The organism is Variovorax sp. 01T432, assembly GCF_056398605.1.
Window position 1 is genome coordinate 233233 of sequence record NZ_JBFTPS010000003.1, and the last position, 12010, is coordinate 245242.

Consider the following 12010-nt stretch of genomic DNA (forward strand, 5'->3'; position numbering starts at 1 on the left):
GGCGCCGCTACGGCCCTGGAAACGTGACCCCGCCGGGCGCCACGAACAGCAGATTCGGATCGGGTTCGGTGCTGAGATGGCCGTGCACCGGCGTGTAGCGCGTCAGGCGGCGCTCGACCACCATCTTTGCCATCGCGTCGTACTGGAAGTCCGGTCCGACCCACAGGCGCATCTCGCCGCCGGGCACGGTGCCCGTCGAAGGCGAGGTCAGGCGCTCGAAGCTGAGTTCGCCGAGCAGTTCACGGATCAGGGCGGGCTCGTCCGGGTTGTCGATCAGCCCGGCCGGCAGCACGTACACGCGCAGCGGCGGGGCGGGTTGGCCCCCGTCGGCATTGCGCACGGTGACCGTCACCTGGCGCCGCTCGAACGGCGTCTCGCCACGAGCCAGCCGCGCCTGCATGGCCCTCACCGGCTCCACCGTGCTGCGCAGGCGCTCGAGGTCCTCGCTGCCGATGCTGCGCTGGCTTGCCAGCTGGTTCACGCGCCGTGCCTCGGCGTTGGCGCTGCTGATGTAGTAGCGCGACAGCGCCAGGTCCCGTGGCGGCAGCGCATTGGCGCGCTGCGCAACCAGCCGGGCCGTGTCGTCGACGCGTGTCAGGAGTTCGCGATGCAGGCTGGCATCGTTGCGGCGGCGGTAGACGCTGTCAGGCAATTGGGACGCCTGGGCTCGCGCCTGGCTGCTGCGATCGGCTTCGATGGTCATGTTGTGCCGGCCGGCCTCTGTCATGGCGAGGGAGGCGCCCGCGGCGGCGCCCAGCGCCGCGCCCGCGACGGGGTTGCGCACCACCGCGCCCGCGGACGCCGCCACGGGTGGCGTCGGCAGCTTCGCGGCGGGTACCTGGCGTCCTTTGAAGATGCCCAGGGCCGGGCGCTGCATCGCTCCCGCTGCCGGGCGGTCCGTGGGCGGGCCGCCTTGCTCCACGCGGGGTGGCGTCGGCCTTTCGCGCTCCAGTGCGGCCCGCTCGTGGCTCGGCTGCTCCCGCATGGTGTTCATGCGCTGGTTCTGCGGCCAGGCGCCGCTCGACAGCGCCATGATCAAGAGCATCGGCAGCATCCGCATGGCGACCTCCTGCAGGTTGCGACCTCCGCCCTTGGGGGGGCGGAAAAATCCACTGTAGGTCTTGCCGCGCGCCCGCGCATCCACCGTATGGCGGGTGCCGTGAGCGCCGGCGCCGCGCCCGCTACTACTTTCGGGCGGGTCCGCGGGCGCTGCCTCGCGTTACCTGGCGCCGCCGGTGTACTTGGTCACGCTCTGGGCCGTGACGTGATAGCCGCTCACGCCCATCATCGAGTCGTTGCGCAGCGTCTCCAGCTTGCCGGTGACCCACACCGTGTCCATGGCGCGGAACTTCGCGCCCTTCTGCGGGCGCACGTGCAGGATCTGGTTGGCCGGCGGTGGTGGCGTGTGGATGCAGGCCCCGAAGTAGGGCACCAGCAGGAACTCGGTGATCTCGCCCTTGTTCTCCTCGAGCGGCACGATGAAGCCGGGAATGCGTACCTCGACGCCGTTCATTGCCGGATTGGTCGGTGCGTTGTCCGAGGCCTGCTGCATCTTCATCAGCAGCTCGTTCGCGCGCGGATCGCCGTCCTCGAGCGTGCTCAGGTCGACGTCCTTGAACGCCTTCGACGGGTTCCAGTCCTTGGGCACCAGGTCTTCCCATGAGATCAGCCGGGGCTGGCCGGGGACGGCCTTCGCTTCCGCCACCTTGCCCCCCAGCGGGCTGCCCGGCGACGTCGCCTGTGGCGCCGGCTCCGCAGCGAACGCGTTCCCCGCCAGCACAGCGACCACCATCCCACGCCAGAGACTCCGGAAACGCCGCGGCTTCGCCGGGCCGATGGCGTTGCCCCCTGCGAGGGGGTGGGTGTCTACGCGAAGCGAGTAAGCCAATGTGTGAGCCATATTGTCATAGTCGGGGTGATAGACCATCTGCGAGCGAGAGCCGATAAGCGCGTACGCCGGGCAGCAGGCTCGCCAGCCAGCCGGCCGCGAGCAAGCTCGCGATCAGCGCCCATTCGTCGAGTGTAGGTTCCGACAGCCGCAGCGCCAGCCCAAACTGCGATTGGAGCCATGGCGAAAGCAGGGCGATCCCGAGGACCGCGAAGACAATGCCGACGAGCACGCCCAGCAGCGTGACCAGCGCCCCTTCCAGCGCCAGCAGCGCGAGCAGGTGGCGCAGGCTGGCGCCGACGGCGCGCAGCACGGCCAACTCGCGCCTGCGTTCGTTCAGGCTCGCCATCACCACCGACACGAGGCCGGCGAGGCTGACCACCGCGACCAGCGCGGACATCAGCAGCAGTGCGTTTTCGCCGATGCCGACCACGCTCCACAGCTCGTCGAGCGCGACGCCCGGCAGGATGGCCATCAGCGGCTCGTCGGCGTAGCTGGAGACCCAGCGCTGCACAGCGAACACCGCCGAGCGGTTCTTCAGGCCGACCAGCGCCGCCGTCACGTTCTTCGGCGTGAGGTCGAACTTGCGCACCTGCTCGGCCGGAATCTTCACGCCCGGCATCGGCGCGCCGCCCACCCATTCGAGGTGGATCGCCTCCATCGCCGCCAGTCCGATGTGCACCGTGCGATCGACCGGCGTGCCCGTGCGCGCGAGCACGCCCACCACGGTGAAGGGCTTGTCCGCATGCTCGGCGACATCGAGTTCGCCGCTGCCATGTGCCAGCGTGATGCGCTGGCCGACGTGGTAGCCCAGCCTGTCGGCCACTTCGGCGCCGACCACGGCGTCGAAGAGATCGCCGAAGGGCCTGCCTTCGCGCATCCGCAGCGACTGGCGCTCGCCGTAGCGGAAGCGCTCGAAGTACTGGGGCGTGGTCGCCAGCACCGCGAAGCCGCGATGCGAGTCCCCGAGCGAGAGCGGCACCACCCAGGCGACGGCCGGGTTCGCCGCGAGCGCCTGCACGCTCTTCCACTTCACGTTGTTGGTGGCCGCACCGATGCGGAACACGGCATACAGCAGCAATTGCGTCGAGCCGGTGCGCGCGCCGACGATCAGGTCCGTGCCCGAGACGGAGGACGAGAAGTTCTCGCGCAATTCGGTGCGGATGCGCTCGACGCCCAGCAGCAGGAAGGTCGAGAGCGCGATGGACAGCACGGTGAGCGTGAGCGTGAAGCGCCGGTTCCAGGCGCTGCGCCACGCAATGCCGAAGAGCGCCTTCATGGCGCAACCCCGGCCGCGCGATTGATCAGAGGCAGCAGCACCTGCCGCGAGAAGCGCGCGGCGATGCGCCGGTCATGGCTCACGAACACCAGCGCGCTGTGGCTGGCCTCGCAGGCCGCGAGCAGCACGTCGAGAAAGGCCTCGCGCCGGTCCTCGTCGAGCGCCGAGGTCGGCTCGTCGGCGATCACGACTTCGGGCTGGCCGATGAGCGCGCGCGCGGCCGCCACGCGCTGCTGCTGGCCGACCGACAGCTGCATGGCCTGGCGTCGCCAGAGGCCGGCATCCAGGCCCATGCGGTCGAGGAGTTGTTCGGCTTGCAGTCGCGCCGGGCCCTCGCGCGACGCCCGTTCCATGCGCGCGGCCGAGAAGCGGCAGGGCAGCAGCACGTTGTCGAGCACGCTGAGGTAGGGCAGCAGATTGAACTGCTGGAAGATGTAGCCGACATGCGCCACGCGGCCGCGGTCGCGCGCCGCGCCGGAGAGCGCCGCCCAGTCGTGGCCCAACAGGGTGACGCGGCCCGAATCGGCCACCAGCACGCCGGCAAGCAGGGACAGCAGCGTGCTCTTGCCGCAGCCGCTCGGGCCATGGAGGAACACGGCTTCGCCGGCCGCCACATCGAGCCGCTCGATGTCGATGCAAGGCGCCGCGGCGCCGGGCCACGCGAAGCGCAGCGACTCGGCGGAAAGAACCGGCGTCACGGAAGAATCACTGGCCCCAGGTCAGCCGTGTGGCGGGCCGCTTCAGCGTGCGCTTGAACTGGCCCTGTGGCGCGGCGATCTGTACCTCGATCTGGCGCGTGTTCTTGAAGGCGGCGAACAGCGCAAGCTCGATGAACTTGGTGGCCGCGGCGTTCGTGCAATTGAAGGCGAAGGTCCCGTCCAGGTCCGCGTGGCCTTCGCTGGCGTCCGGCGCCGCCTTGCCCAGGCCCAGCGCGGCGGAGCGCAGGGTTACCGGGCCGAGCTTGCAATTGGCGGAGGGGTCGATCGAGAAGAGCTGGTCGGCCGCGCGCAGTTGTGCGATGGCATCTTGCGCCCGCTTCTTCTCGTCGTCGGTCCTGGGCGCGCGCTCGAAGCCGACGAAATTGTCGAGCGGGGACTGCATCTCGATGACGACCGTCGGGCCTTCGATCGCGACATCGAGCTTGACCTGCCCGTGAACGTGCGCGTGCTGGGCCGCCTGCGCCGAGGCCGCGAACGGCACCGCCATCGGCGTCGCCGACAGCGCGAGGAGGAGAGCCCGCTTGAGATTCATGCCTGTGCGCCTTGCCGGGTCGGCAGCCCCGGTGTGTTGCTCCACTCGCTCCAGCTGCCGGCATAGAGCGCGCTCGGGCCGAGGCCCGCGATCTGCATGGCGAGCAGGTTGGGCAGGGCGCTCACGCCGCTGCCGCAATGGTGGACGACGGTGGCCGGATCGCGACCGGCCAGCAGGGTCTCGAACTCGGCGCGCAGTTGCGCGGCCGGCTTGAACCTGCCGTCGGGGCCGATGTTCTCCGTGAAAGGCCGGTTCAGCGCCCCGGGAATGTGACCGGCGATCGGGTCCAGGGGTTCCACCTCCCCGCGGTAGCGCGCGCCGGCGCGCGCGTCGATCAAGGTCTGGCCGGGCTGATCGAGCCGCGAGGCCACGGTCCGCGTGTCGACGAGTGCCGCCAGGGGGGCGCCGGTGACGAAGTTCGACTGGAAATGCGCGGGCTCTTCGCGCCCGGTAACTTCGCCGCCCGCGGCTTGCCAGGCCTGCAATCCGCCATCGAGCACGGCCACGGCCTCATGGCCCGCCCACTTCAGCATCCACCAGAGCCGGCCGCAGTAGTTGGCGCCGTTGCGGTCGTAGACCACCGCCTGCATCCCGTTGGTGAAGCCGACGCTGGACAGCCAGATCGCGAATTTCTCGCGGCTCGGCAAGGGGTGGCGGCCGCCCGAGGCGGGCTGGCCGTCGTCGTCCTGCGCCACCACGACTTCGCCGCGCGCGCCGGGAGCGCCGTGCCTGGCGCTGAGGTCGGTGTCGAGATTGGCGTAGACCGCGCCGGGGATGTGCGCGGCGCGATACTGCTGCGGGCCGGCTTCGGGGTTCATGAGTTCGAAGGTGCAGTCGAACACCATCAGCGGCGCATCGGCGGCCTGCAGGGACTTCAGCTCTTCGACGGAGATCAGGGTCGTGTACATGCGGATTCCTTCAATGTTCCTCGGCCGGCGCCCGCGGCAGGGAGCGTTGACGCAGCACGGTGGCGGCGATCCCGCTGGCGACGATCAGCGCCATGCCGGCCCAGCCCGAGGCGTCGATGCGGTCGCCAAAGAGCAGCACGCTGTACGCCGCGGCAAAGACGATGCCCGAATACTGCAGGTTGGCGACCAGTAGCGTACCGCTTTCGGTCCTGGCGCTGGCGTAGGCGCGCGTCATGCAAAGCTGGCCGAGCGCCGCCAGCACGCCCACGGGCAGCAGCCACAGGGCGTGGACCCAGGTCCAGTCCGCCCATGGCGTCGATTCGCCCAGCAGCGTGGCCACGCCGCCCGCGACGGCCGAGCCGAGCGCGAAATAGAACACCGTGCGCGCTTCCGGCTCGCCGATCCGCGAGAGCGCCACGACCTGCATGTAGGCGAAGGCGGCCGTCAGGCCGGACAGCAGGCCCATCATGCCGGCGAAGCCCTGGTTGTCGCCGACGGTGGGCTTGAGCATCAGCACCACGCCGCCGAAGCCCGCCAGCACGGTCAGCACCAGCGGCCCCTGCACGGGCGGGCGCGGCACGCTGCCGTCGCGGCCGGGCATCGGCACCCAGGCCAGCAAGGTTCCGCCGATCAGGAAGGCCGCGATCCACACGCTGCTCATGTAGTTGAGCGTCATCGCGGTGGCCAGCGGCATGTGCGCGATGGCGTAGAACCAGGCGCCCAGGGACAGCACGCCGATCGAGCTGCGCCAGGCATGCATGCCCGGGTAGCGCGTGGCCAGCGACACGCCGCGGCTCTTGGCGAAGAGCCACAGGAAGGCGATGCCGATGAGGCCGCGGTAGAGCACCAGTTCGGCGCTGGAGAACCAGGCCGAGGCGAACTTCACGCACACGCCCATCGAGGCGAAGATCAGTGCGCCCAGCACCATCCACAGCGCCTGCATTCAGCGCTGCATCTCGCGGCGGTACCACTCGTGGAAGTGCTGCATGCCGTCTTCCATGGGGCTCTGGTAGGGGCCGCTCTCGTCGTCGCCGCGCAGCATCAGCGCGCGGCGGCCGGCGTCCATGCGCTCGGCGATCTCGTCGTCCTCCACGCAGGTCTCCATGTAGGCGGCCTGCTGCGCCTCGACGAATTCGCGCTCGAAGGCGACGATCTCCTCGGGGTAGAAGAACTCGACCATGTTGAGCGTCTTGCGCGGGCCGACCGGATGCAGCGTCGAGACCGTGAGCACGTGCGGATACCACTCGATCATCACGTGAGGGTAGTAGGTGAGCCAGATGGCGCCGTACTTGGGCGGCTTGCCTTCGCGATACTTCAGCAACTGCTCCTGCCACTTCTGGTAGACCGGGCTGCCGGCGCGGCCGAGCCGGTTGGCGACGCCGACCGTCTGCACCGAGAAATGCCGGTTGAACTCCCAGCGCAGGTCTTCGCAGGTGACGAAGCTGCCCAGCCCGGGGTGGAAGGGCCCGACGTGGTAGTCCTCGAGGTAGACCTCGATGAAGGTCTTCCAGTTGTAGTTGCACTCGTGCAGCTCGACGCGGTCGAGCGCATAGCCCTCGAAATCCAGGTCCGCGCGGGCGCCGAGGTTGGCGAGGTCGGCCGCGATGTCGCGGCCCTTGCCGCCGGCATTCTTCTCGAACAGCAGGCCGTTCCACTCCGTGAGCGGGTAGTTGTGCAGGTTGAGGCAGGGGTCCTGCTCGAAGTGCGGCGCGCCGATGAGCGTGCCGGTGGTGCGCGGGTCGGAGGCGGCGTAGGTCCAGCGGTGCAGCGGGCAGACGATGTTGCCGCCGGCCTGCGATTCGAGCTCGCCGCGACCCTGCAGGATCAGGGCCTGCCGGTGGCGGCACACATTGGAGATCAGTTCCACGCCCTTGGGCGTGTGCACCAGCGCGCGCCCCTGCTGCTCCTGGGGCAGCGTGTGGTAGTTGCCTGGCTCGGGGACGGCCAGGCGGTGGCCGACGTAGCGCGGGCCGGCGGCGAAGAGCGTGTGCAGCTCGCGGGCATAGAGCGCCTCGTCGAAGTACGCGGAAACCGGGAGTTGGCTCGAAGCCTGCTGCAGTTGAAGACTTAAATCAGACATGGGTGACCTGACCAAGCTCCCCACAGGGAGAGAAAGAAAAAAGAAAGGAAGGCGCCGTCAGGACAAGCGCGGCGGCCGGAGGAACTTCGCCGGTGGGGGCCGGCCTGGAAGAGGGGCGATTGTACCCGCCGGGGTGCTTTTATGCCCCCGCCCTAAAATGGGCGGTTTCATCCACGATCGCCGAATGCCCAAGGTGCCTACCTCTTCCACGCCGGCCGCGCCCGACACCGGCGCGCTGCCCGCCACTTACGAAGCCGGGCTTCAGGAACTCGAACAATTGGTGACCGAACTCGAATCGGGCCAGTTGCCGCTCGACCAGTTGCTCGGCAGCTACCAGCGGGGCGCGGCGCTGCTCGCGTTCTGCCGCGAGCGGCTCGCGGCCGTCGAAGACCAGATCAAGGTGCTCGATGCGGGCAGCCTCAAGGTCTGGGCGGCCGAATGACGGTCGCCGACACCTTGCGCTGGGACGCCGCGCGGCTTGCCGCGTGGAGCGAGCCGCACCTCGCGCGCGTGGAGGCCGCGTTGTCGCGATGGGTCGGCGTCGATGCGCCGGTCCAGCTCGGCGACGCGATGCGCTACGCCGTGCTCGACGGCGGCAAGCGGCTGCGTCCGCTGCTGGTCTTCGCGGCCCGCGAGGCCGCGGGCGGCGCCGAGGAAGCCGCATTGCGCGCGGCCTGCTCGGTCGAACTGATCCACGCCTATTCGCTGGTCCACGACGACCTGCCATGCATGGACAACGACGTGCTGCGTCGCGGCAAGCCCACCGTGCATGTCAAGTTCGGCGAAGCCGACGCGCTGCTGGCCGGCGACGCATTGCAGGCACTGGCCTTCGAATTGCTCACGCCCGCCGGCGGCGACGTGGCGCCCGCCGTCCAGGCCAGCCTGTGCCGCCTGCTGGCGCGCGCGGCCGGCAGCCAGGGCATGGCGGGAGGCCAGGCGATCGACCTCGCCAGCGTCGGCCTCGCGCTCGACGAGGCGCAACTGCGCGAGATGCACCGCATGAAGACCGGCGCCTTGCTGCAGGGCAGCGTCGAGATGGGGGCGGCCTGCGGTGGCGCGCTGGCACCCGCCGCCCTCGCGGCACTGCGTGACTACGGCGCGGCCCTGGGGCTCGCCTTCCAGGTGGTCGACGACATCCTCGACGTCATCGCCGATTCGCAGACGCTCGGCAAGACCGCCGGCAAGGACGCCGCGAGCGACAAGCCGACCTACGTTTCCCTCCTCGGCCTCGATGGCGCGCGGACCCGGGCCCGCGAACTCCTGGCCCAGTCGCTCGCCGCGCTGGAGCGCAGCACGCTGGCCGATACCGGCGCGCTGCGGGCGCTGGCCCACATGGTCGTGGACCGCGACCGATAACTACAACACAGCCCATGGCTCCGCTGCTTCCCACCATTCACGATCCCTCCGCCCTGCGCCACTTCGACCGCGCCCAGCTCAAGCAACTGGCCGACGAGGTGCGCAGCTGCGTGCTCGACAACGTGTCGCGCACCGGCGGCCACCTGAGTTCGAACCTCGGGACGGTCGAACTCACGATCGCGCTGCACCACGTCTTCAACACGCCGCACGACCGCCTGGTGTGGGATGTGGGTCACCAGACCTATCCGCACAAGATCCTGACCGGCCGGCGCGAGCGCATGCCGACCCTGCGCCAGATCGGCGGCATCTCGGGCTTCCCGCAGCGCACCGAAAGCGAATACGACACCTTCGGCACCGCGCATTCCTCCACCAGCATCTCGGCCGCGCTCGGCATGGCCATGGCGGCCAAGCAGAAAGGCGAGGATCGGCACGCGGTCGCGATCATCGGCGACGGCGCATTGACGGCCGGCATGGCCTTCGAGGCGCTCAACAACGCGGGCGTCTGCGACTGCAAGCTGCTGGTGATCCTGAACGACAACGACATGTCGATCAGTCCGCCGGTCGGCGCGCTCAACCGCTACCTCGCGCAGCTCATGAGCGGCAATTTCTACGCCGCGGCCAAGCAGGTGGGCAAGAGCGTGCTGCGTGCCGCGCCGCCGCTCTTCGAGCTGGCCAAGCGCTTCGAGCAGCATGCCAAGGGCATGGTGGTGCCGGCCACGCTGTTCGAGCAGTTCGGCTTCAACTACGTCGGCCCGATCGACGGCCACGATCTCGACTCGCTGGTGCCCACGCTGGAGAACCTCAAGCACCTGAGCGGTCCGCAGTTCCTGCACGTGGTCACGAAGAAGGGCCAGGGCTACAAGCTGGCCGAGGCCGATCCGGTGGCCTACCACGGGCCTTCCAAGTTCGATCCGGCCGTGGGCCTGGTCAAGCCGGCGACCGCGCCGAAGCAGACCTTCACGCAGGTGTTCGGCAGCTGGCTGTGCGACATGGCGGCGCAGGACAGCCGCCTGGTCGGCATCACGCCGGCGATGCGCGAAGGTTCGGGGCTGGTCGAGTTCGAGCAGCGCTTTCCCGATCGCTATTACGACGTCGGCATCGCGGAGCAGCATTCGGTCACCTTCGCCGCCGGCCTGGCGTGCGAGGGCCTGAAGCCGGTGGTGGCGATCTACTCGACCTTTCTGCAACGCGCGTACGACCAGGTCATTCACGACGTCGCGATCCAGAACCTGCCGGTGGTGTTCGCGCTCGACCGCGCGGGTCTGGTGGGCGCCGACGGCGCCACGCACGCGGGTGCCTACGACATCGCCTTCCTGCGCTGCATTCCGAACATGAGCGTCGCATGCCCGGCCGACGAGGCGGAATGCCGGCAACTGCTGAGCAGCGCCTTCGAGCAGAACCACCCGGTGGCGGTCCGCTATCCCCGCGGCGCGGGCGCGGGCGTCGCACCCAAGCCCGGGCTTGACGCGCTGCCCTTCGGCAAGGGCGAGATCCGCCGCGAAGGCAAGCGCATCGCCATCCTCGCCTTCGGCACCTTGCTCTATCCCGCGCTCGCAGCCGGGGAAGCGCTCGATGCGACGGTCGTCAACATGCGCTGGGCCAAGCCGCTCGACGTCGAACTCCTGCTGCGGGTCGCGGCCACGCACGATGCGATCGTGACGATCGAGGAGGGTGCGATCATGGGCGGCGCGGGCAGCGCGGTGCTGGAGGCCCTGCAGGCCGCGAAGGTCCAGAAGGCCGTGCTCCAGCTCGGGCTGCCCGACCGCTTCATCGAGCACGGCGACCCGGTCAAGTTGCTGGCCGGCATCGGCCTCGATGCAGCGGGCATCCAGCAATCGATCACGCATCGATTCGGTTGTGCTGAAGCCGCAGGGAAAACCCGCCCCGGGGCCTTGTAAGCATTTTTTACAATCCCGGGCGACCCACCCACGAGGTCGTCGACGTGGCCACGAGCCGCGATCGTGTCATTCCACGCACCAAGGAGTCTTTATCTAATGGATCGTCGTTCCCTCATCAAAAACGCAGGCATTGCCGGCGTCCTCGCTGCCGGCATCGCGCCCGCAGTCCATGCGCAGGCCGCGGTGCGCTGGCGTCTTGCCTCGAGCTTTCCGAAGTCGCTGGACACCATCTACGGTGGTGCCGAGGTCTTCGCCAACGCGGTCAAGGCCATGTCGGGCGGCAAGTTCGAAATCTCCGTGCACGCCGGTGGCGAACTGATGCCGCCCTTCGGCGTCGTGGATGGCGTGCAGAACGGCTCCGTCGAGATGGCGCACACGGTGCCGTATTACTTCTATGGCAAGAACCCGGCCTTCGCCCTGGGCTCGGCCGTGCCCTTCGGCCTCAATGCACGCCAGATGACGGCATGGATGAAGCACGGCAACGGACGCAAGCTCATGAACGAGTTCTACGCCAAGTACAACATCGTGAGCTTCGCCGGCGGCAATACGGGCTGCCAGATGGGCGGCTGGTTCCGCAAGGAAATCAAGTCGGCGGCCGACTTCAAGGGCCTGAAGATGCGCCTGGGCGGCGGTCTGATCGGCGACGTGATGATCAAGCTGGGCGCGGTGCCGCAAAGCATCCCGGGCGGCGAGATCTACCAGTCGCTCGAGAAGGGCACGATCGACGCGGCCGAGTGGGTGGGCCCGTACGACGACCAGAAGCTCGGCTTCAACAAGGTGGCGCCCTTCTACTACTACCCTGGCTGGTGGGAAGGCGGTCCGGAAGTGGACTTCTACATCAACCAGAAGGCCTTCGATTCGCTGTCGGCCGAGAACAAGGCCATCGTCGATGCCGCATCGGCGGCGGCAAGCGTGGACATGCTGGCCAAGTACGACGCGCTGAACCCGACCGCGCTCAAGCAACTGGTGGGCGCCAAGACCAAGGTGCTGCCCTTCTCGCAGGCCGTGCTGGAAGCGTCGTTCAAGGCTTCGATGGAAGTGTTCGCCGAGAACGACGCCAAGAGCCCCGAGTGGAAGAAGATCTACGAAGACATGCGCGCCTTCCAGCGCGACCAGGTGCTGTGGTTCCGCTTCGCGGAGAACCGCTTCGACAGCTTCATGGCTTCGCAGAAGCTCTGAGCGGCAGCCCGCTGCTGCAAACAGGAAGCCCCGCGATGCGGGGCTTTTTTCATGGTGCGCCCAGCATGGGCGCACTCCCGGAGGTGCAAGTCCTCCCGTAAGTTGATCACAGCGAACGAAGCGAAGCGCAACTGCATCAGGGCGACCGAGTGTGGGGAGGAAGTGCGGAGC

The 12010-nt window shown here is 68.8% G+C and carries 12 protein-coding genes; 4 read left to right on the forward strand and 8 right to left on the reverse strand.

The window, feature by feature from the left end:
• Nucleotides 1–7: 7 nt before the first annotated feature.
• The 8 genes from AC1DNF_RS03935 to AC1DNF_RS03970 form a co-directional block, all read right to left on the reverse strand.
• The gene (locus AC1DNF_RS03935) at nucleotides 8–1060 is read right to left on the reverse strand and encodes a hypothetical protein (RefSeq protein WP_478147229.1); all 1053 of its coding nucleotides are present in this window, start codon (nucleotides 1058–1060) and stop codon (nucleotides 8–10) included.
• 159 nt (nucleotides 1061–1219) lie between these two features.
• Entirely contained in the window at nucleotides 1220–1792 is a 573-nt protein-coding gene (locus AC1DNF_RS03940) for a DUF3299 domain-containing protein (RefSeq protein ID WP_478147230.1), read from the reverse strand.
• A 112-nt stretch (nucleotides 1793–1904) separates the two neighbouring features.
• Entirely contained in the window at nucleotides 1905–3167 is a 1263-nt protein-coding gene (locus AC1DNF_RS03945) for an ABC transporter permease (protein WP_478147231.1), read from the reverse strand.
• Nucleotides 3164–3865: an ABC transporter ATP-binding protein gene (locus AC1DNF_RS03950; protein ID WP_478147232.1), complete on the reverse strand. Its 702-nt coding sequence runs from the start codon at nucleotides 3863–3865 to the stop codon at nucleotides 3164–3166. The genes AC1DNF_RS03945 and AC1DNF_RS03950 overlap by 4 nt, the downstream gene beginning before the upstream one ends.
• Before the next feature lie 7 nt (nucleotides 3866–3872).
• Complete coding sequence (locus AC1DNF_RS03955) at nucleotides 3873–4418, reverse strand: DUF2796 domain-containing protein (protein ID WP_478147233.1); 546 nt, start codon at nucleotides 4416–4418, stop codon at nucleotides 3873–3875.
• Nucleotides 4415–5326 (reverse strand): sulfurtransferase, encoded by a 912-nt coding sequence (locus tag AC1DNF_RS03960; protein WP_478147234.1) that lies wholly within the window; start codon nucleotides 5324–5326, stop codon nucleotides 4415–4417. Before AC1DNF_RS03960 ends, AC1DNF_RS03955 begins: the two co-directional genes overlap by 4 nt.
• A 10-nt stretch (nucleotides 5327–5336) precedes the next feature.
• Nucleotides 5337–6269 (reverse strand): DMT family transporter, encoded by a 933-nt coding sequence (locus tag AC1DNF_RS03965; protein WP_478147235.1) that lies wholly within the window; start codon nucleotides 6267–6269, stop codon nucleotides 5337–5339.
• Nucleotides 6270–7406 carry an aromatic ring-hydroxylating oxygenase subunit alpha gene (locus AC1DNF_RS03970; protein ID WP_478147236.1) on the reverse strand — a complete coding sequence of 379 codons (1137 nt, stop codon included), beginning with the start codon at nucleotides 7404–7406 and terminating at the stop codon, nucleotides 6270–6272.
• 184 nt (nucleotides 7407–7590) lie between these two features.
• Between AC1DNF_RS03970 and xseB the strand changes: the two genes are divergently transcribed.
• From xseB to AC1DNF_RS03990, 4 genes are all read left to right on the forward strand, one after another.
• Nucleotides 7591–7848 carry an exodeoxyribonuclease VII small subunit gene (xseB, locus tag AC1DNF_RS03975; RefSeq protein WP_478147237.1) on the forward strand — a complete coding sequence of 86 codons (258 nt, stop codon included), beginning with the start codon at nucleotides 7591–7593 and terminating at the stop codon, nucleotides 7846–7848.
• Complete coding sequence (locus tag AC1DNF_RS03980; RefSeq protein WP_478147238.1) at nucleotides 7845–8762, forward strand: polyprenyl synthetase family protein; 918 nt, start codon at nucleotides 7845–7847, stop codon at nucleotides 8760–8762. Before xseB ends, AC1DNF_RS03980 begins: the two co-directional genes overlap by 4 nt.
• 14 nt (nucleotides 8763–8776) lie before the next feature.
• Nucleotides 8777–10660, forward strand: a complete 1884-nt coding sequence (gene dxs, locus AC1DNF_RS03985) for a 1-deoxy-D-xylulose-5-phosphate synthase (protein ID WP_478147239.1) — start codon at nucleotides 8777–8779, stop codon at nucleotides 10658–10660.
• Nucleotides 10661–10756: 96 nt separating this feature from the next.
• Nucleotides 10757–11839, forward strand: coding sequence for a TRAP transporter substrate-binding protein (locus tag AC1DNF_RS03990; RefSeq protein ID WP_478147240.1), 1083 nt, complete (start codon nucleotides 10757–10759; stop codon nucleotides 11837–11839).
• Nucleotides 11840–12010: the final 171 nt, after the last annotated feature.